Source organism: Pseudomonas sp. zfem005 (assembly GCF_032621735.1).
In the GTDB taxonomy this organism is placed as follows: domain Bacteria; phylum Pseudomonadota; class Gammaproteobacteria; order Pseudomonadales; family Pseudomonadaceae; genus Metapseudomonas; species Metapseudomonas solani.
This window is the reverse complement of record NZ_JAVYJE010000003.1, coordinates 581,018-600,660: the sequence shown is the minus strand read 5'-3', so window position 1 is coordinate 600,660 and position 19,643 is coordinate 581,018. Positions and strand designations below refer to the sequence as shown.

At 66.3% G+C, this 19,643-nt stretch carries 19 protein-coding genes; 10 read left to right on the top strand and 9 right to left on the bottom strand.

The features are described 5' to 3' along the window. Window positions 1-17: 17 nt before the first annotated feature. The 7 genes from RTW82_RS09515 to RTW82_RS09485 all read right to left on the bottom strand — a co-directional run bounded on the left by RTW82_RS09515 (window position 18) and on the right by RTW82_RS09485 (window position 9,055). Window positions 18-1,142 (bottom strand): FAD-binding oxidoreductase, encoded by a 1,125-nt coding sequence (locus tag RTW82_RS09515; RefSeq protein ID WP_316924922.1) that lies wholly within the window; start codon window positions 1,140-1,142, stop codon window positions 18-20. Continuing rightward, window positions 1,139-2,095, bottom strand: coding sequence for an ornithine cyclodeaminase family protein (locus RTW82_RS09510; RefSeq protein ID WP_316924921.1), 957 nt, complete (start codon window positions 2,093-2,095; stop codon window positions 1,139-1,141). Before RTW82_RS09510 ends, RTW82_RS09515 begins: the two co-directional genes overlap by 4 nt. 238 nt (window positions 2,096-2,333) lie before the next feature. Next, complete coding sequence (gene rhlB / locus RTW82_RS09505) at window positions 2,334-3,827, bottom strand: ATP-dependent RNA helicase RhlB (RefSeq protein WP_410478778.1); 1,494 nt, start codon at window positions 3,825-3,827, stop codon at window positions 2,334-2,336. 158 nt (window positions 3,828-3,985) lie between these two features. After that, window positions 3,986-5,146: a dipeptidase gene (locus RTW82_RS09500; RefSeq protein ID WP_316924919.1), complete on the bottom strand. Its 1,161-nt coding sequence runs from the start codon at window positions 5,144-5,146 to the stop codon at window positions 3,986-3,988. A gap of 74 nt (window positions 5,147-5,220) precedes the next feature. Then, the gene (locus RTW82_RS09495) at window positions 5,221-6,159 is read right to left on the bottom strand and encodes a GGDEF domain-containing protein (protein WP_021220887.1); all 939 of its coding nucleotides are present in this window, start codon (window positions 6,157-6,159) and stop codon (window positions 5,221-5,223) included. 301 nt (window positions 6,160-6,460) lie between these two features. After that, on the bottom strand, window positions 6,461-8,368 hold the full coding sequence (locus RTW82_RS09490) for an acyl-CoA synthetase (protein WP_316924918.1): 1,908 nt from the start codon (window positions 8,366-8,368) through the stop codon (window positions 6,461-6,463). A gap of 27 nt (window positions 8,369-8,395) precedes the next feature. Beyond that, complete coding sequence (locus RTW82_RS09485) at window positions 8,396-9,055, bottom strand: alpha/beta hydrolase (protein WP_316924917.1); 660 nt, start codon at window positions 9,053-9,055, stop codon at window positions 8,396-8,398. 473 nt (window positions 9,056-9,528) lie between these two features. On the opposite strand from RTW82_RS09485, the gene RTW82_RS09480 reads away from it, so the two are divergent. The 4 genes from RTW82_RS09480 to RTW82_RS09465 all read left to right on the top strand — a co-directional run bounded on the left by RTW82_RS09480 (window position 9,529) and on the right by RTW82_RS09465 (window position 13,685). Then, on the top strand, window positions 9,529-10,557 hold the full coding sequence (locus tag RTW82_RS09480; RefSeq protein ID WP_021220884.1) for an amino acid ABC transporter substrate-binding protein: 1,029 nt from the start codon (window positions 9,529-9,531) through the stop codon (window positions 10,555-10,557). A gap of 63 nt (window positions 10,558-10,620) precedes the next feature. Next, a complete protein-coding gene (locus tag RTW82_RS09475; RefSeq protein WP_316924916.1) occupies window positions 10,621-11,805 on the top strand; it encodes an amino acid ABC transporter permease in 1,185 nt (394 codons plus the stop codon). A 10-nt stretch (window positions 11,806-11,815) separates the two neighbouring features. Continuing rightward, the gene (locus RTW82_RS09470; RefSeq protein WP_021220882.1) at window positions 11,816-12,910 is read left to right on the top strand and encodes an amino acid ABC transporter permease; all 1,095 of its coding nucleotides are present in this window, start codon (window positions 11,816-11,818) and stop codon (window positions 12,908-12,910) included. Window positions 12,911-12,923: 13 nt separating this feature from the next. Beyond that, entirely contained in the window at window positions 12,924-13,685 is a 762-nt protein-coding gene (locus RTW82_RS09465) for an amino acid ABC transporter ATP-binding protein (protein ID WP_043240026.1), read from the top strand. Window positions 13,686-13,951: 266 nt separating this feature from the next. Here RTW82_RS09465 and RTW82_RS09460 read toward each other — a convergent pair whose 3' ends face one another. Then, a complete protein-coding gene (locus RTW82_RS09460) occupies window positions 13,952-14,902 on the bottom strand; it encodes a GlxA family transcriptional regulator (protein WP_316924950.1) in 951 nt (316 codons plus the stop codon). 118 nt (window positions 14,903-15,020) lie between these two features. Here RTW82_RS09460 and RTW82_RS09455 point away from each other — a divergent pair, with 118 nt between their 5' ends. The 6 genes from RTW82_RS09455 (at window position 15,021) to RTW82_RS09430 (ending at window position 18,459) form a co-directional block, all read left to right on the top strand. Then, window positions 15,021-15,491 (top strand): nuclear transport factor 2 family protein, encoded by a 471-nt coding sequence (locus RTW82_RS09455; RefSeq protein ID WP_316924915.1) that lies wholly within the window; start codon window positions 15,021-15,023, stop codon window positions 15,489-15,491. 90 nt (window positions 15,492-15,581) lie between these two features. Next, window positions 15,582-16,280 carry a glutathione S-transferase family protein gene (locus RTW82_RS09450; RefSeq protein ID WP_316924914.1) on the top strand — a complete coding sequence of 233 codons (699 nt, stop codon included), beginning with the start codon at window positions 15,582-15,584 and terminating at the stop codon, window positions 16,278-16,280. After that, entirely contained in the window at window positions 16,277-16,576 is a 300-nt protein-coding gene (locus RTW82_RS09445; RefSeq protein ID WP_316924913.1) for a GIY-YIG nuclease family protein, read from the top strand. Before RTW82_RS09450 ends, RTW82_RS09445 begins: the two co-directional genes overlap by 4 nt. Before the next feature lie 153 nt (window positions 16,577-16,729). Further along, the gene (locus RTW82_RS09440) at window positions 16,730-16,912 is read left to right on the top strand and encodes a type II toxin-antitoxin system HicA family toxin (protein ID WP_184487482.1); all 183 of its coding nucleotides are present in this window, start codon (window positions 16,730-16,732) and stop codon (window positions 16,910-16,912) included. 35 nt (window positions 16,913-16,947) lie between these two features. Beyond that, window positions 16,948-17,355: a type II toxin-antitoxin system HicB family antitoxin gene (locus tag RTW82_RS09435; protein ID WP_184487483.1), complete on the top strand. Its 408-nt coding sequence runs from the start codon at window positions 16,948-16,950 to the stop codon at window positions 17,353-17,355. Between the two features lie 168 nt (window positions 17,356-17,523). Beyond that, a complete protein-coding gene (locus RTW82_RS09430; protein ID WP_316924912.1) occupies window positions 17,524-18,459 on the top strand; it encodes a glutathione S-transferase family protein in 936 nt (311 codons plus the stop codon). Window positions 18,460-18,517: 58 nt separating this feature from the next. Here RTW82_RS09430 and yejK read toward each other — a convergent pair whose 3' ends face one another. Then, window positions 18,518-19,525, bottom strand: coding sequence for a nucleoid-associated protein YejK (yejK, locus tag RTW82_RS09425; protein WP_021220874.1), 1,008 nt, complete (start codon window positions 19,523-19,525; stop codon window positions 18,518-18,520). Window positions 19,526-19,643: the final 118 nt, after the last annotated feature.

The window sequence follows — 19,643 nt, the reverse complement described above, 5'->3', positions numbered from 1 at the left end:
GCAAAGCGCGCCGGGCGTCACCTGAGGCGGACCGGGGAGAGCAGCGCAGCAGTCAGGCCGAAGCGGCCCAGGTGCTCCGGCAACGGCTGGCGCAGGATCAGGCTGGCGCTGGCCTCGCCCATGGCGGCGGAGGTCTGGATGCCGTAGCCGCCCTGGCCGGCGACCCAGAAGAAGCCCGGCGCCTGGTCGTCGTAGCCGGCCACCAGGTCGCCGTCGGCGAAGAACGAGCGCAGCCCGGCCCAGGTGCGGGCGGGGCGGCGGATGCTCATGTGGGTGTGCTCCTCGATCTGGTGGATGCCCATGGCGATGTCCAGCTCTTCGGGCTGCACGTCGTGGGCGTCCACCGGGTCGGCATTGGCGGGTGAGCCCAGCAGCATGCCGGCGTCGGGCTTGAAGTAGAAGGACTCGTCCAGGCTCACCAGCGCCGGCCAGGCATGGCTGTCGACGCCTTCCGGCGCGGCGAAGATGAAGGCTGCGCGGCGTTTCGGTTGCAGGCCCAGGGGGCGCACGCCGGCGAGGGCGGCGAGGCCGTCGCACCAGGCACCGGCGGCGTTCACCAGCACCGGCGCGCTGAACTCGCCCTGACCGGTGGTGACGCGCCACAGGTCGCCCTCGCGGGCGATGGCTTGCACGTCATGGCCGGTGTGCACCGTGCCGCCATTGCGGCGGATGCCGCGCAGGTAGCCCTGGTGCAGGGCGTCGGTGTCGATGTCGGCGGCGCTGGGGTCGAGCATGGCGCCGAAGACCTTCTCGCGGCGCAGAACCGGTACCAGGGCGCAGGCCTGGTCGGCGTCCAGCAGTTGCACCTCGGCGACGCTCTCGCGGGCGCTGTCGAACTGGCGGCGCAACTCGTCCGGGTCATCGCTGAAGTCCACCACCATCTCGCCACGGGGCGTGAGGATCGGGTGCTCGCTGAAGCCTTCCGGCGGGTTGTCGAAGAAGGCCCGGCTGGCACCGGTCAGCGCGCGCACCTGGGGCGTGCCGTAGGCGACGGTGTAGAGCGCGGCGGAGCGGCCGGTGGAGTGGTAGCCGGCGTGCTCTTCGCGCTCCAGCACCGCGACCTTGCCCTGGCGCGACAGCCAGTAGCCGGTGGAGGCGCCGGCGATGCCCGCGCCGATGATGATGAAGTCCAGCTGGTTCATGCCGACGCCTCGCACTTGAGGTGATAGAGCGCGTTGGCCAGGGCGACGTCTTCGAGGCCGAGGCCGATGGAGCGGAAGAATACCGGGCGGCGGTAGTCGGGGCGCTGCGCGCGGTCGGCGAGCAGCTCGGGCAGGTCGCCGCGCACGGCTTCCGGGCTCCAGCCATGCTGTTCGGCGGCGATGCGCATCTCGCCGGCGCTGCCGGGGGTGGTGGCGCGGTAGTCGCAGTAGATATCCATCTCCGCCAGGGCTGCCGGCGGCACTTCATGGGCACGCGGGGCGTTGGTGCTGATGGAGGTGACCAGGGTGGCGCGGCCGAGTTGGCGTGGGTCCAGCACCGGGGTGGCGGCGGAGGTGCAGAGCAGGATCACCTCGGCGTCGGCCAGGGCGGCGTCCTGGCTGGCGCAGACCTCCACGCGCGGGTCGAGGGCGCGCAGGGCGTCGGCCCGCTCGCTGTCGGGCTGCAGGCGTGGCGAATACACGCGCACCTGTTGCCAGGGGCGCAGCGCCAGGCAGTGGCGGATATGGGCGCGGGCCACGGCACCGCTACCGATCACCGCCAGCTGCGTGGCCGCTTCCGGGGCCAGGGCATCGACCGCTACGGCGGTGGTGGCGGCGGTGCGCTCGGTGGTCAGGGTGGCGGCATCGCAGAGCATCAGCGGCTGGCCGCTCTGCATGGACATCAGCAGGGTCCAGGCGGTGACCACGGCGCCGTCCGGGCGTGGCAGGTAGGGCGAGGTCTTGACCCCGTAGACCTGCTCGCGGGCGAGTACGCCGAGGTAGTTGATGAAGTCGCCGCCGCCGGGGAATTCCACCAGTTGCTGCGCGGGCTGCACCGCCTCGCCCGTGGCGAGGTCGAGGAACATGCGCCGCAGCGCCGCCTGCACATCGATGCGGGGCAGCAGGCGTTCGGCTTCAGCGGACGTGACGACCAGAGGGGGGACGCTGGACATGGCGGGGCTCCGATATAAACAATTTGTCCATATTGGAATTTATTGTCTTGATCGGCAATAGGCGGGCGACAGGGCGCAAGGAAATGACGCTTGGGTGAACATTCTTTCTGTGGGGGAGAGTGGCTTGGGGGAAAGGAGAAACGGTGGGCTGAAGCCCACCCTACTACTGCTCCAAGGGAGCGGAAATGAAAAAGGCGAAGCCCGGGGGCTTCGCCTTTTCTGTGCGCGGCAGCCGCGATCAGTGCTTGCGCGGCACCGACTTGAGCAGCTCGGCGGGCGGGGTTTCGCAGTTGATCTTGCGGCCCAGCAGTTCTTCGATCGGCGGCAGGGCGAAGGCATCGTCCTCGCCGGCGAAGCTGATGGAGGTGCCGCTGGTGCCGGCACGGCCGGTACGGCCGATGCGGTGCACGTAGTCGTCCGGGTCTTCCGGCAGGGTGAAGTTGATTACGTGGCTGATGGCGTCGACGTGGATGCCGCGGCCGGCGACGTCAGTGGCGACCAGTACGCGGATCTTGCCTTCGCGGAAGCCTTCCAGGGTCTTGATGCGCTTGTGCTGGGGCACGTCGCCGGACATCTGGGCGGCGCTGATGCCGTCCTTGGTCAGGCGCTCTTCGATGCGGCGCACTTCGTCCTTGCGGTTGGCGAAGACCATCACCCGCTCCCAGTTGTTCTGGGCGACGAGGTTGTAGAGCAGCTTGTACTTGTCGCTGCCGGCAACGGCGTAGACGTGCTGCTCGACGGTGTCGCTGGCGACGTTCTCCGGCTCGATCTCGACGATGGCCGGGTCGACGGTCCACTGCTTGGCCAGGTTCATCACGTCGTCGGTGAAGGTGGCGGAGAACAGCAGGGTCTGGCGTTCGCCCTTGTGCGGGGTCTGGCGGATGATCTGGCGGACCTGGGGGATGAAGCCCATGTCGAGCATGCGGTCGGCTTCGTCCAGCACCATCACTTCGACCATGTCCAGGTGCACGTCACCACGTTGGTTGAAGTCCAGCAGGCGGCCGGGGGTGGCCACGAGGATGTCGCAGAAGCGCGATTCCAGCTGCTTGAGCTGCTTGTCGAAGTCCATGCCGCCGACGAAGCTCATGACGTTCAGACCGGTGTACTTGGTCAGGGCCTGGGCGTCCTTGGCGATCTGCACCACCAGCTCGCGGGTCGGCGCGATGATCAGCGCACGGGGCTCGCCCATGTAGCGCTCTTTCGGCGGCGGGGTCTGCTGCAGCTGGGTGATGATCGAGATCAGGAAGGCGGCGGTCTTGCCGGTGCCGGTCTGGGCGCGGCCGATGGCGTCCTGGCCCTTGAGGGTGAAGCCCAGTACGCCCGCCTGGATCGGCGTGCAGTAGGGGAAGCCCAGGTCATGGATGGCGTGCATCAGGGTCGGCGACAGCTTGAAGTCATGGAAGCGGGTCTTGCCTTCCATGGGTTCGACGACGAAGTCTTCCAGCTTCCAGGTGTCTACCGGCTTGGGCGCACGCTCACGGCGGGGCTTGTCGGACCTGGGTTTGTCGCTGCGGGGTTTCTTCTCGGCGCGGGGGGCCTGCTCGGTGGCAGTGGCGGCAGCAGCGGCGGCGGGTTTCTCAGCCGGGGCGCGCGGCGCCTTCTTGGGCTGGGCGGGGGGTCTCTCGCTAGCGGAGCGAGTCGGGGCCTGGGTGGCCGGGGCAGTCGGGGCGACGCCGGAAGTGGGCTCTTCGCCCTTGCCAAAGATTTTTTTGAGTGCTTTGAGCACGGTCATCTCGTCGATTGGTTAAGGAATGAACGGGCGCCAGTGTAAAGCAAGATGTGATCGCGGCGAAGTGCCCTGGCGTTTTGCCGTGGGCGGCCGCTCTGTTCCGGGCGTTGCGCAGGGTAGGAGGGGCGCCGCCCCGGTGTCGGGGCGGCGTGGGGCGGGGGTTATTCGCTGGGCAGGCTGGCCAGGAGCAGGCGCTGGACGTTGCCGCCCATGATCTTGGCGATGTCGCCTTCGCTGTAGCCGGCTTCCTGAAGGCCCTGGGTCAGCTGGGCCAGGCCGGTGGTGTCGAAGGGGGCGTGGATGGTGCCGTCGAAGTCGGAGCCGAGGGCCACATGCTCGACGCCCACCAGGTTGCTGGTGTAGCGGATGGCTTTGACGATGGCCTTGACCGAGGTGTCGCACACGGCGGTATCCCAGTAGCCGATGCCGATCACCCCGCCGGTGGCGGCGATGCGCTTGACGTGGTCGTCGCTGAGATTGCGCGGGCCGGGGCAGGTGCCTTCGACGCCGCCATGGGAGACCAGCACCGGGCGCTCGGCCATCTCAAGCACGTCATCGATCAGCGCGCGGGAGGCGTGGGCCAGGTCGATGATCATCTTCTTCTCTTCCAGGTGGGCCACCACGCGGCGGCCGAAGCGGGTGAGGCCGCCCTTTTCCATGCCGTGGGCGGAACCGCCGACTTCGTTATCGAAGAAGTGGGTCAGGCCGGTGATGCGGAAGCCGGCGTCATACAGGCGGTCGACGTTCTCGATCTTGCCTTCCAGCGGGTGCAGGCCTTCGGTGGCGAGGATGGCGGCGACGCGATTGGGGTCTTTCTTCCAGGCGGCGATGAAGGTTTCGAAGTCGGCGCGGGTGCGCACCTGCACCAGCTTGCCGTCGCTGCCCTTGGCGGCGGCGGCGAGCTTTTCGCCCTGGTACAGCGCGCGCTCCAGCAGGCTGGTCCAGGTACGCGGCGGCCAGCGCTGGGCCATGGCGAGCACGGTGATGTTGTCGCTGTCGTCGTCGTTCCTGTCGTAGTTGATGCCGCGCGGGGTCTTGGTGACGGTGGAGAACACCTGCAGGGCGACCTTGCCTTCCAGCAGGCGCGGCAGGTCGCTGTGGCCGAAGTCATGGCGCTCCAGCAGGTCGCGTTGCCAGAGCAGGGCGTCGTCGTGGAGGTCGGCGATGAAGAGTTTTTCGTGCAGCTTGTTGGCCGCTTCGCTGGCGACGTAGGGAGCTGGGGATTCGACGCTGTTCATCTTCCGGTCGAGGACGCTGGGCAGGCTGAAGAACACCGCCAGGCCGATCACGACCAGTACCAGCAGGATCAGGAGTTTGCGCATTGAGGGAGCATCCGGGCTTCGTTGTTGTAGTGGCCGGGAACTCTAGCAAGGCCGCCGGCTCACTGCAGCAGGGCTCAGCCGTTAAGGCAGTTACGTCCCTGCATCTTGGCCTTATAGAGGGCAGCGTCGGCGCGGGCGATGAGGTCCTGCAGGTCGTCCTTGGGTTGCATCTGGGTCAGGCCGATGGACACCGTGACCCCCGGCAGTATCCCCACCGGTGAATAGAAGGAAGGCACCTGCTCCAGGCTCTGGCGCAGGCGCTCGCCGATGTTGCGCGCTTCCTCCACCGCGATTTCCGGCAGCAGGATGACGAACTCCTCACCCCCGAAGCGGGCCATGCTGTCCTTCGGCCGCAACTGGTTGCGCAGGGTGTGGGCCACCAGGCAGAGGGCGTAGTCGCCGGCCAGGTGACCGTGGCGGTCGTTGTAGGCCTTGAAGTGGTCGACATCGAGCATCAGCAGGCACATGGGCTGGCCGTTGAAGGCGCAGCGGGTGTTTTCGCGCTCGTAGATATGCTCCAGCCAGCGCCGGTTGTAGAGCCCGGTGAGGGTGTCGACGTTGGCGTTCTGCTCGGTGTCGAGAATGATCCGGTTGCCCGTGCGCACCCGGTCGCAGAGCAGCTCCAGGAGGTTCTGCATCATCTGTGGTGACTGCTGGAACAGCTTCGACAGCGCTTCGCGGTGCAGGCGCAGTACGGTGCTCGGCTGGGTGGCGACCACATAGGCGGAGGGGTGGTCGTTGTCGATGAAGCTGATTTCACCCGCGCAGTCGCCCGCTTCCAGGGTGGACATCGGCTGGTTGTCGAGGGAGCCCAGGTACACCTGCAACTGGCCATCGAGCAGCAGGTAAAGGTACTGGTTGCGGTTGAAGGGCGAGAGCAGGATCTCGCCTTTTTCCAGGTCGCAGGCGGCGAACTCCTGCAGGACCTGCTGCAGGCTGTTGGCGGCGACGTTCTGGAACAGTCGCTGGCGTTTGAGCAGCTGCAGATCGGCCTGCCAGTGCGCATTCTTCATGGGCTACATCTGACCTGGATAGCAACTAGGAAAACTTGGGGAGGTGGCATCGCAAAACACTCCATGTCTTTGCGTTGAAAACCGTTATCGACCTTATGCCCGCCCCCAACGGCTTTCAATGCTTGCCGCAAGGTAGGCCGACCAGTGGTTTGGAAAACCATAGCGCGTCACATTCCCGGCCGATGTTGTCGGACAATGTGCATTTCTGCGGAGGTGGTCTCGTTCGAGACGGCGACGGAGGCCCTGGGATGGGCCTTGCGGGGCGGTTCAGCTCCCGGCGCGGTGCCGGGAGCTGCGTGCCTCAGAGGTGCGGATGCAGCTCGTAGCGCACGGCGAAACCGGCCAGGCGCTGCTCCAGGTCGGCACGGCGGTTCTCGTGCAGGTCCGGCACCCGGATATGGGCCAGTTGACCGTGGCGGTCGTCGGCGCGCACTTCGACGCTCAGCCCCGGTGCCAGGGGCGCCAGGACATCTTCGAAGACCCGACGGATGGCGTCGTGGCGCAGGGTCGGCTTGAAGGTCTTGCCCACCGCGGTGACCGGTAGCGCGTCGATGATCCACACGTCCTTGGGCACTGCCGCGCGTTCCGGCACATGGGCGCCGGCGTGGGCCAGCAGTTCGGCCTCGCTGGCCTGCATGCCGGGCTTGAGCTGGACGTAGGCCACCGGCAGTTCGCCGGCCTTCTCGTCGGGCTTGCCGACCGCGGCGGCCATGGCCACGGCGGGGTGGCCGTGCAGGGCTTCCTCGATCATCTGCGGGTCGATGTTGTGGCCGCCACGGATGATCAGGTCCTTGCTGCGCCCGGTGAGCCATATATAGCCGTCGGCGTCGATGCGGCCCAGGTCGCCGGTGTTGAACCAGTCGCCGTCCACCCAGATGCCGGCGTTCTTGCTGGCCTGCAGGTAACCCTTGAACACGGTGATGCCGCGCAGGCAGACATTGCCGATCTCGTTGGGCTGTGCATCGCGAAGGAAGCCGCCTTGCTCGTCCAGCACCTTGATCGCCACGTTGCAGTAGGGCATGCGCAGACCGATGGAGCCCGGACGGCGCTCACCCGCGCTGGGGTTGCCGCAGCTGCCGCAGGTGCCTTCGGTAAGGCCGTAGCCTTCGATCAGGGTGAGGCCGGTCTTTGCTTCGAACTGGCGGATCAGTTCCACCGGCATCGGCGCCGCACCGCACAGGGCGTAGCGCAAGCTGGAGAGGTCGTGCCCTTCGCTGGGCACCTGCAGCAGGCCGGCATAGATAGTGGGCACGCCGCTGAAGAAGCTCACCTTGTAGCGTTCGATGATCTTCCAGAAGTTCTGGATCAGCGCGGTGTTGCGGTAGCCCTGGGGCGTTGCCAGCAGCACCTGGGCGCCAGCGAAGAACGGGGCGAGGCCGGTGACCATCACGCCGTTGACGTGGAACAGCGGCAGGCCGCAGAGGGTCACGTCGCGGGGGCCGAGGTTGATGGTGTAGGCGAGGATCATCGCCATCGCTACTTCGTTGCGGTGCGTGTGTGGCGCGAGCTTGGGCGTACCGGTGGTGCCGCCGGTGTGGAAGTAGGAGGCGATGTCGTCGGGGGCGATCACCCGGCCGCTTTCCAGGTGGTCGGCGGGGCAGTCGGCGATCAGCTCGTCGAAGTCCAGCACGCCTTCCGGCAGGGCGCCGCGCTGAGCCTTGAGGCCGCTGCGCTGGGGCTCGGGCAGGTAGTTGGCGAGGTCGACCGTGACGATGGCCTTGAGGCCCGGCAGCTCATCGCGCAGGGAAGCCACCTTGTCCCACAGGTCGGTGCCGGGGAAGGGCGCCAGGGTCACCAACACTTCGGAATCCGAGGCGCGCACCAGTTCGGCGATGTGCTCGGGGTCGAGCAGCGGGTTGATGGCGTTGACGATGCCCGCCGCTTCGCCGCCCCACAGGGTGAAGTGGGTGTGCGGCAGGTTGGGCAGCAGGAAGGACACCGCCTTGCCCGGGCGGAGGCCCAGGCGGTGGAAGGCGTTGGCGGTGCGGGTGACCTGGGCCAGCAGCTCGGCGTAGCTCAGCTGCCAGGGCGTCTCGTCGGCGCTGCCCTGCATGAGGAAGGTCATGGCGATGGCGTCCGGCGTGCGCTGGGCGCTCTGGCGGATCAGCGCGTAGGTGCTGTCCGGCATGCCGCGTTGCTGCAGCGAGACCTGTTCGATCAGCTCGATATCGCGCAGGGAGGTAATGGGCGGTACGGGAGTCTGGGTCATGGCCAATTCTTGTTGTGGGTTGGCGGATCAACGGGTCAGCCGAGCGCTCAGCCAGGCGCCTATGTCGCGGATTTCCTCCGGCAGCACCTCGTGGCCCATCGGGTAGTCCTGCCACTGCACCGGAACGCCGGCGGCGGCGAGCTTGTCGTGTGCGGCGCGGCCCATGGCCAGCGGCACCACGTCGTCGAAGGTGCCATGCAGGCAGAAAACCGGCAGTTGTAGTTTTGTATCCGGCAGCGCCAGGGTGTCGCCGAAGGTAGGGGCATAGGTGGACAGCGCCAGCACCCCACCCAGCGGACCTTCCCAGCGCAGCAGGCCGGTGTGCAGCACCACCGCGCCGCCCTGGGAGAAGCCGGCGAGGATGATGCGTGCCGGGTCGATGCCGGCATCGCGCTGGGCTTCGATCAGGGCGATCACGCTCTGCGCCGACTGTTCCAGCTGGGCCTGGTCGATGGCCCGGGCCGGGCTCATGGCGAGGATGTCGTACCAGGAAGGCATGGCGTAGCCGCCATTGATGGTGACGGCGCGCGTGGGGGCCTGGGGCAGGATGAAGCGGGCGCTGTCGAGCACCTCCTGCAGCGCTTCGGCCACCGGCAGGAAGTCGTAGCGGTCCGCCCCCAATCCGTGCAACCAGATGACGCACGCATCGGCCGACTGTGTGGGCTCCAGAATCAACGGATTACTCATGTGTGGCTCCAATTCGGGGCGCATGCACCAAAGTGGTGCTGGCGCGAGGCGATGATGTGGTCTATCAGTGAAAAATATGTCGCACCAACAAAACTTTCCCTATTGACCTGTCGGAAGCGGCGTACAGGCACTGTGCTGGTACGGCCTTTGCTAACCAGCAGCAGACTTACAGACGGCTTGCGCGGCGGTAACACTTCGCAGGTCGCTCAACGGGTTGGGCGTCGATGCAGATCGACACCTTGCAAACGATCGCTGGCACGTTTTCTTCGTGAAGGTGGTCGAAAATCCGTCTCCAGCCCATTCGACCAATGGGCGAGGAAGAGGGCAGCTGGCGCGCGGAGCGGCGCCAACTAGACTTCTTCCTTAGGTCCGATTCCCCGGTTGACCGACGCCTCGCGCGGTTGAACCTGCCTCACGAGGGTACGGCGGTAGGACCGAGACTCCAACACAAAAAAAAGCAACTGGAGGTTTTGATGAAGATGGTGAAATCCACCCTGGCTGTGCTGACTGCGGCAGCTGTTCTCGGTGTCAGCGGCTTCGCTCAGGCGGGCGCCACCCTGGATGCGGTCAAGAAGAAAGGCTACGTGCAGTGCGGCATCAGTGACGGCCTCCCGGGCTTTTCCTACGCCGACTCCAAGGGCGAATACAAAGGTATCGACGTCGACATCTGCCGCGCTGTAGCAGCGGCTGTGTTCGGTGATGCGAGCAAGGTCAAGTTCAGCCCGCTCACCGCCAAGGAGCGCTTCACCGCGCTGCAGTCCGGCGAAGTGGACATCCTCTCCCGCAACACCACTTGGACCAGCTCCCGCGATGCGGCGATGGGCCTGAACTTCACCGGCGTGACCTACTACGACGGCCAGGGCTTCCTGGTGAACAAGAAGCTCGGCGTTTCCAGCGCCAAGGAACTCGATGGCGCCACCGTCTGCATCCAGGCCGGTACCACCACCGAGCTGAACCTGGCCGACTACTTCCGCGCCAACGGCCTGAAGTACACCCCCATCACCTATGACACCTCCGACGAGAGCGCCAAGTCGCTGGAATCCGGCCGTTGCGACGTGCTGACCTCCGACCAGTCGCAGCTGTACGCCCAGCGCATCAAGCTGGCCGCGCCGGACGAGTACGTGGTGCTGCCGGAAGTCATCTCCAAGGAACCCCTCGGCCCAGCCGTTCGCCAGGGTGACGAGGAGTGGTTCGACATCGTGCGCTGGAGCCTGTTCGCCCAGCTGAACGCTGAAGAGCTCGGCATCGACTCGAAGAATGTCGTGGAAACCGCCAAGTCCACCAAGAACCCGGACGTGGCCCGCCTGCTGGGCGCTGAAGGCGACTTCGGCAAGGATCTGAAGCTGCCGAAAGACTGGGCAGTGCAGATCATCAAGCAAGTCGGCAACTACGCCGAAATCTTCGATCGCAACGTCGGTGCCGGCAGCGAGCTGAAGATCGAGCGCGGTCTCAACGCCCTGTGGAACAAGGGTGGTCTGCAGTACGCACCGCCGGTGCGCTGACCCACCACGCTGCCGCCCGCGGATGCGGGCGGTAGCGTCCAGTTCCAACCGACGAGGGCTGTCATGCAGAAAACTTCCCAAGCCCCGCGTGTCCGTGGATCGGTCCTGACCGACCCGCAGACGCGCGCGTGGCTATTCCAGATCATCGCCGTAGTCGCCGTCGTGGCGTTCGGCTGGTTCCTCTTCCACAACACCCAGGTCAACCTGGAAAAGCGCGGGATCATCTCCGGCTTCGGCTTCCTCGACCAGAGCGCCGGCTTCGGCATCTCCCAGCACCTGATCGACTACAAGGAGAGCGACACCTACGGTCGCGTCTTCTTCATCGGCCTGCTCAACACCCTGCTGGTGACCGTGGTCGGCATCATCCTGGCGACCGTTCTCGGCTTCATTCTCGGTGTCGCGCGGCTTTCGCCCAACTGGCTGATTCGCAAGCTGGCGACCGTCTACATCGAGACCTTCCGCAACATCCCGCCGCTGCTGCAGATCTTCTTCTGGTACTTCGCCGTGATGCTGCCCATGCCGGGCCCGCGGCAGAGCATGAGCTTCGGTGACACCTTCTTCATCAACAACCGTGGCCTGTACATGCCGTCGCCCACCATGGCCGACGGCTTCTGGCCCTTCCTGATCGCCGTCGTGGTGGCGCTGGTCGCCAGTGTGCTGGTGTGGCGTTGGGCCCGGGCGCGGCGCCATGCCACCGGTCAGCGCTTCCCGGTACTGCTGAGCACCCTCGCCCTGCTGGTGGTGCTGCCCAGCCTCGCCGCCCTGGTGATGGGCAGCCCCTTCCACTGGGAAGTGCCGCAACTGACCGGCTTCAACTTCCGCAGTGGCTGGGTGGTGATCCCCGAACTGATCGCGCTGATGCTGGCGCTGTCGATCTACACCGCCGCCTTCATCGGCGAGACGGTGCGGGCCGGCATCCAGTCGGTCAGCCACGGCCAGACCGAAGCGGCGCACTCCTTGGGCATCCGCCCCGGGCAGACGCTGCGCCTGGTCATCGTGCCCCAGGCCCTGCGGGTGATCATTCCGCCGCTCACCAGCCAGTACCTGAACCTGGCGAAGAACTCGTCCCTGGCGGCCGGCATCGGCTATCCGGACATGGTCTCGCTGTTCGCCGGTACCACGCTCAACCAGACCGGCCAGGCCATCGAGGTCATGGCCATCACCATGAGCGTCTACCTGGCCATCAGCATCAGCATTTCCCTGCTGATGAACTGGTACAACAAGCGCATCGCGCTGATCGAGCGGTGAGGGCACTGACATGACATCGCATACCTTCAAGCCCGACCAGCCGCCACCCAGCACAGTGGTGGGCCCGGTCGCCTGGCTGCGTCACAACCTGTTCGCCAGCCCGTTGCACGTGGTGCTCACCGCACTGTCGCTGTACCTGCTGTGGCTGATCATCCCGCCCATCCTCAACTGGGCCTTCATCCACGCCACCTGGAGCGGCAGCACCCGCGCCGACTGCACCGGCGAAGGCGCCTGCTGGGTGTTCATCCAGCAACGCTTCGGTCAGTTCATGTATGGCTTCTACCCCAGCGAGCTGCGTTGGCGGGTGGATGTCACCGTGTGGCTGGCGATCATCGGCGTGGCGCCGCTGTTCATCAAACGCACCCCGCACAAGGCCTTCTACGGCATCGGCTTCCTGGTGATCTACCCGCTGGTGGCCTTCTGGCTGCTGCATGGCGGCCTGGGTCTGCAGGAGGTGTCGACCAGCCGCTGGGGCGGCCTGATGCTGACCCTGGTGATCGCCTATGTCGGCATCGTCGGCGCGCTGCCCCTGGGCATCCTGCTGGCGCTGGGACGGCGTTCGAAGCTGCCGGCGATCAAGGTCATCTGCGTGACCTTCATCGAGTTCTGGCGTGGCGTACCGCTGATCACCGTGCTGTTCATGTCCTCGGTGATGCTGCCGCTGTTCCTGCCCGAAGGCATGAACCTCGACAAGCTGCTGCGGGCGCTGGTGATGGTGATCTTCTTCGAGGCGGCCTATATCGCCGAAGTGGTCCGTGGCGGCCTGCAGGCCATCCCCAAGGGCCAGTACGAAGCCGCTGCCGGCCTCGGCCTGGGCTACTGGCGCAGCACCGCGCTGGTGATCCTGCCCCAGGCCCTGAAGATGGTCATCCCTGGCATCGTCAACACCTTCATCGCCCTGTTCAAGGACACCAGCCTGGTGATCATCATCGGCCTGTTCGACCTGCTCAACAGCATCAAGCAGGCGACCACCGACCCGAAATGGCTGGGCATGTCCACCGAAGGCTACGTATTCGCCGCCCTGGTCTACTGGATCTTCTGCTTCAGCATGTCGCGCTATTCCATGCGCCTCGAACAGAAGCTGAACACCGGGCACAAGCGTTAGGAGAGAGATTCGAATGAGTGAAGCCATCCAGAAAGACGCCGCTGCGCCGATCATCCAGCTGCAGGGCGTGAACAAGTGGTACGGGCAGTTCCACGTGCTCAAGGACATCAACCTGAACGTTCGGCAGGGCGAGCGCATCGTGCTTTGCGGCCCGTCCGGTTCCGGCAAGTCGACCACCATCCGCTGCATCAACCGCCTGGAAGAACACCAGCAGGGGCGGATCATCGTCGACGGCACCGAGCTGACCAACGACCTCAAGCAGATCGAGGCGATCCGCCGCGAGGTGGGCATGGTGTTCCAGCACTTCAACCTGTTCCCGCACCTCACCGTGCTGCAGAACTGCACCCTGGCACCCATGTGGGTGCGCAAGCTGCCCAAGCGCAAGGCCGAGGAAATCGCCATGCACTACCTGGAGCGCGTGCGCATCCCCGAGCAGGCCAACAAGTTCCCCGGCCAGCTCTCCGGTGGCCAGCAGCAGCGCGTGGCCATCGCCCGTGCCCTGTGCATGAAGCCGAAGATCATGCTGTTCGACGAACCCACCTCCGCCCTCGACCCCGAGATGGTGAAGGAAGTGCTCGACACCATGGTCGGCCTGGCCCAGGACGGCATGACCATGCTCTGCGTGACCCACGAGATGGGCTTCGCCCGCACCGTGGCGGACCGGGTGATCTTCATGGACAAGGGCGAGATCGTCGAACAGAACGAACCCAACGCCTTCTTCGACAACCCGCAGAACGAGCGCACCAAACTGTTCCTCGGGCAGATCCTGCACTGATTGCCAGCGCGATACGGAAAGGGGCCTTCGGGCCCCTTTTCATTTCTGACGGGGGGATTTCTGGGGCAAAGCCCAGGCCTGGGTATTGATGGATTTCCGGTAGCACCACTAACCCAGCACGCAGGTGGTGGCGGCTTTCGTAGGGTGGGTAGAGCTTGGCGAAACCCACGTGATGGAGGCTGCAGCCCGTAGCCCGGACTTCAGTCCGGGAATGCCGGCCACTCCGTTCCCGCGCTGAAGCACGGGCTACAGGGGCATAACGCGGATCACGCCTGTTCCCGCAGGCGCCGGCGGAAGGCCCCTGGTGTTTCCCCGCAGAGCTGCTTGAACAGCTTGGCGAAGGTGGCACGATCGCTGTAGCCCACCTGCTGCGCCACTTGCTCCAGGGAGCGGGAGGGGTTGCGCAGGGCGGATTGGGCGGCGGCGATGCGCAGGCGTTGCACGTAGTCGTTCGGGGTCAGGCCGGTGGCGGTGCGGAAGCGGCGCAGCAGGGTGCGGGTCGAACAGTGGGCGCGTTCGGCCAGGCTTTTGAGGTCGATGGGCTCGGCGTGGTGGCGCTGCATCCAGGCCAGCAGCGGGCCGAGCTGGGCGTCTCCCGGCACGTCCGGCAGCAGCGGGGTGAAGCGTGACTGGCGGCCGCGCTCGCGGTCGAACACTAGGGCACCGGCCACCCGCTGTGCCAGCCAGTCGCCGCCGTGCCAGGCGATCAGGTGCAGGCACAGGTCGAGCCCGGCCTGGGCGCCACCGGAGCAGAACAGGTTGCCGTCCTCGGTGAGCAGCTCATCGGGCTGCAGGCGCACCTGGGGGAAGCGCTGGCGGAAGGCACCGGCCAGCGCCCAGTGGGTGGTGGCGCGGCGGCCGTCGAGCAGGCCGGCGGCGCCGAGGAGGAAGGCACTGCTGCACAGGCTGGCCACCTGCTGGGTGGCCGGGCGCCGTGCCAGCCAGTGCAAGAGGTCGGGATTTCCCTTGATGCTGCGCTCCACCGCGCTGCCGGTGGCCGGCAGCATCACCAGTTGTGCCTCGGCGGCCAGGGCCAGGTCGCCGTCGACGCGGATGCTGGCCATGCCCAGGTCCACTGGCTGGCCGTCGCGGCTGACCCGCAGCACCTCGAACAGCGCCTCGCCCGCCAGGGTGTTGGCCAGGCGGAAGGCGTCGTCGGCCATGGCCAGGCTGGAGCAGACCGTTTGCGGGCAGACCAGCAGGGCGATACGGATCATCGGCGGTGTCTCGAACAGGAAGGTGGCGATTATTGCCACAAAGATGGCGATGCAGCCAATCGCCGCCGGGCGGAAAGCCGTCGATACTCTCCTCATCCCAATCGCCACGAGCATCGCCATGAGCCATCCCAACGCTGCCCTCATCGAACGCTTCTATCGCGCCTTCCAGGTCCTGGACGCCGAGACCATGGCCGGCTGCTACGCCGCCGACGTGCGCTTCGCCGACCCGGTGTTCACCGACCTGCGCGGTACCGAGGCGGCGGACATGTGGCGCATGCTGGCGAGCCGCGCCCAGGCCTTTTCCCTGACCTTCGACGGCGTCGAGGCCGATGAGCACGAAGGCCGTGCGCGCTGGGTCGCCACCTACCTGTTCAGCCAGACCGGGCGCACCGTGGTCAACCGCATCGAGGCGCGCTTCCGCTTCGACAACGGCCTGATCGTCGAGCATCGCGACAGCTTCGACCTGTGGCGCTGGGCCCGCCAGGCGCTGGGCGCCAAGGGCCTGCTGTTGGGCTGGCTGCCGCCGGTGCAGAACGCCATCCGCCAGCAGGCGGCCCGGGGCCTGGCGGCGTTCCGCGCCCAGCGCTGAAGTGGACGGGGCGCGGCCCGATCATCGGCGGGTGGCTGCGCCGCGCAATTTTGCCTAAGCTCGCCGGCGACTCTCTTGCCGGTATCCATCATGATCAGGCTGTTCCAGTTTCCCGCCGGGTTCGATGTGCCCAACGCCAGCCCCTTCTGCCTCAAGCTGGAGACCTTCCTGCGCCTGGCGCGCGTGCAGTACCAGGCGCAAACCCTGATGGACCCCCGGCGCGGCCCCAAGGGCAAGCTGCCCTACATCGACTTCGACGGCGAGCTGATCGCCGATACCGCGATCATCCAGCGGGTGCTCACCGAGCGCCTGCAACTCTCCCTGGACGACCACCTCGACGACGCCGGCCGTGGACGCGCCCTGGCCGTCACCCGCGTTTGCGACGAGCACCTCTATTGGCTGCTGGTGTACTTCCGCTGGCTGGAGGAGGAGGGCTGGCAGCAGACCCGCCAGGCCTTCTTCGGCAACCTCGGGCCCGTGGCCCAGCGCCTGATCCCGGCGCTGGTGCGACGCAAGGTCCGCCGTGACCTGCTGGCCCAGGGCCTTGGCCGTCACGATCGCGAAGACCTGCTGGTGTTCGCCCGCGAGGATCTGCAAGGCCTCACCGACCTGCTCGGCACGAATGCCTTTTTCGGCGGCGAGCGCCCCTGCAGCGCCGATGCCTCCGCCTACGGGCTGCTGGCCAATCTGGTGCAGTGCACCCTGGAAACCCCGCTCAACCGCCTCGCCCGCGAGTACCCGCACCTGGTGGATTATTGCCAGCGCATGCGCGAGGTGGCCTGGGCATGAGCGAGGTTCCGCCACCACGGCCCTGGTTCGTCTACCTGGTGCGGGCCGCCAACGGCGCGCTCTACTGCGGCATCAGCGACGACCCGCAACGCCGCTTCGCCCAGCACCAGAACGGCAAGGGCGCGCGCTTCTTCCATTCCAGCCCGGCCCAGGCGCTGGTCTATATCGAGGAATGCCCGGGCAAGGGCGACGCCCTGCGCCGCGAGCGCGCCATCAAGAACCTGCGCAAGGCCGCCAAGGAAGCGCTGGCCAAGGCGTACATCGCTGCACCATCAGCGCCAGCGGATAGGCCCTGAGCCCGGGGCAGGCCAGCGCCGCCGCTGGCCCGTGGCGGTTTCGGCTACGGGGGACGAAATCACAGCCACGGATTCGTGCGTATCCTGTGTGTTTTCATTGCGCGCCCTATATTTGGTGTGTACGGTACACACTATGCGCGTAGGGAGGCCACGATGCGCAGTCGTGAGGTGATAGAGAAGATCAAGGAGGATGGGTGGTACGAGGTGGAGGTGAAAGGCAGTCACCATCAGTTCAAACACCCGAATAAGCCGGGACGGGTCACGGTCCCACACCCCAAGAGCGATCTACCCATAGGGACGGTACGCAGCATCCTGAAACAAGCCGGCCTTCTCTGAGGCCATCGCTTCGCAACACACGGAGTGTAAACACCATGAAATTCCCCCTCGTTCTGCATAAGGACCCTGACTCTGACTACGGCGTAACCGTGCCGGACGTGCCGGGTTGTTTCTCTGCGGGCGCTACCGTGGCGGAAGCCCTGGAGAACGTGAAGGAGGCGCTTGCCCTTCACTTCGAAGGCCTGGTGGCGGATGGCGAGGCACTGCCTCAAGCGCAGCAGATTGACGTCCACATTGGTAACCCCGACTTTGCCGGAGGCGTGTGGGCGGTGGTCGAGTTCGACGTGACGCCCTACCTAGGCAAGGCCGTTCGCTTCAATGCCACCCTGCCGGAGAATCTTCTGCAGCGGATCGATGAGCGTGTGAGTAAGGACGCCCGCTACGCCTCACGGTCCGGCTTTCTCGCCACTGCCGCGTTGCGCGAGCTTTCGGATGCCGGTTGACGGTGGCCGAGCCTGGGCGCGCTGCTTCCATTCCAGCCCGGCCCAGACGCTGGCCCGGCGCTACTAAATAGCTGCGGCTGATGGCACGCCATCAGCGCCAGCGGATAGGCCCTGAACCCCAGGGCGGCTAAGCTGCCCAGCCTGAACAAGAACGATACGGAGCCCGCCATGCACGAGTTGATCCTGCACCACTACCCCACATCCCCCTTCGCCGAGAAGGCGCGCCTGCTGCTGGGCTTCAAGCAGCTGTCCTGGCGTTCGGTGCACATCCCGCCGCTGATGCCCAAGCCGGACCTGATGCCCCTGACCGGCGGCTACCGCAAGACCCCGGTGCTGCAGATCGGCGCCGACATCTACTGCGACACCGCGCTGATCGCCCGCCGCCTGGAGGCGGAGAAGGCCGTGCCGGCGCTGATCCCGGCGGGCCAGGAATTCAACGTGGCGAGCTTCTGCCACTGGGTGGATTCGGTGATCTTCCAGCACGCGGTGAGCCTGGTGTTCCAGCCCGAATCCATCGCCGTGCGCTTCGGCAAGCTGCCGCCGGAGGCGATCAAGGCCTTCATCGCCGACCGCGCCGGGCTGTTCAGCGGCGGCACCGCCGCGCGCCTGCCGGCCGAGGTGGCCAAACACAACTGGCCGACCTTCATGGCGCGCCTGGAGCAGCAGCTGGGCCGCGAGGAGGGTGATTTCCTCTTCGGCGAGCCGAGCATGGCCGACTTCTCCCTGGCCCATTGCCTGTGGTTCCTCAAGGCCACTCCGATCACCGCGCCGCTGGTGGACGATTACCCGGCGGTCGCCGCCTGGCTGGGCCGCGTGCTCGGTTTCGGCCATGGTGCCTCCAGCGAGCTGAGCGCCGCCGACGCCATCGAGATCGCCCGCGCCGCCGAGCCCGCAGCGCTGCCGGATGAGCCCTTCTTCGACATCAACGGCTTCACCGCCGGGCAGAAGGTGGCCATCGCCGCCACCGACTATGGCGTCGACCCGGTGGAAGGCGAACTGGTGTTCGCCGGCCGCGAGGAGCTGATCCTGCGTCGCGAGGACGAGCGCGCCGGCGTGGTGCACGTGCACTTCCCCCGTGTGGGCTTCCGCATCGAAGCGCGCTGATCCGCAGGCGCACAAAAAAGCCCGGCTCGATGCCGGGCTTTTTCGTTTACACCTTCGCTCAGTCCTTGCGGCGCTTGAGCTGGTCCTTCAGCTGGGTCGGGACCTGGCGGATGATCAGCATGTCGCGGCCTTCGTCGTATTCGATCTTCGAGCCCAGCAGGTGGGCCTCGAAGCTGATGGACAGGCCCTCGGCGCGGCCGGTGAAGCGCTGGAACTGGCTGAGGGTGCGCTTGTCCGGCGGGATTTCCGGCGACAGGCCGTAATCCTTGTTGCGGATGTGTTCGTAGAAGGCGCGGGGGCGGTCTTCGTCGATCAGCCCGGACAGCTCCTGCAGGGTGATCGGCTCGCCCAGCTTGGCCTGGGTGCTGGCGTAGTCCACCAGGGTCTTGGTCTTCTCGCGGGCCTGTTCCTCAGCAAAGTCCTCGTGCTCGACGAAGTCGCTGAAGGCCTTGAGCAGGGTGCGGGTCTCGCTCGGCGCGTCGACGCCTTCCTGGCAGCCGATGAAGTCACGGAAGTAATCCGAGACCTTCTTGCCGTTCTTGCCCTTGATGAAGGAGATGTACTGCTTCGATTGGGCGTTGTTGCGCCACTCGGAGATGTTGATGCGCGCCGCCAGGTGCAGCTGGCCCAGGTCCAGGTGGCGGGCCGGCGCCAGGTCCAGCGCGTCGGTGACGGTGACGCCTTCGCTGTGGTGCAGCAGGGCGATGGCCAGGTAGTCGGTCATGCCTTGCTGGTAATGGGCGAAGAGCACGTGGCCGCCGGTGGAGAGGTTGGACTCCTCCATCAGCTTCTGCAGGTGCGCCACGGCCTCGCGGCTGAAGGCAGTGAAGTCGCGGCCGCCTTCCATGTATTCCTTCAGCCAGCCGCTGAACGGGTAGGCGCCGGATTCCTCGTGGAACAGGCCCCAGGCCTTGCCCTGCTTGGCGTTGTAGCTTTCGTTGAGGTCGGCCAGCAGGTTTTCGATGGCCTTGGATTCGCCCAGCTCGCTGTCGCGTGCATGGAGCACGGCGGCGCTGCCATCGGGCTTCTTGTCGATGAGGTGGACGATGCAGTGGCGGATCGGCATGGGCGTACCTGTGAAGCTGTGGATAAGGGCGCGCCGGTGGCTCGCCCGATAGGCCGCAGAGTTTACCTCAGCCTCGGCCGGGATGAGGGGCCTTGTGACCCGATCGCTTGTTGCCGAG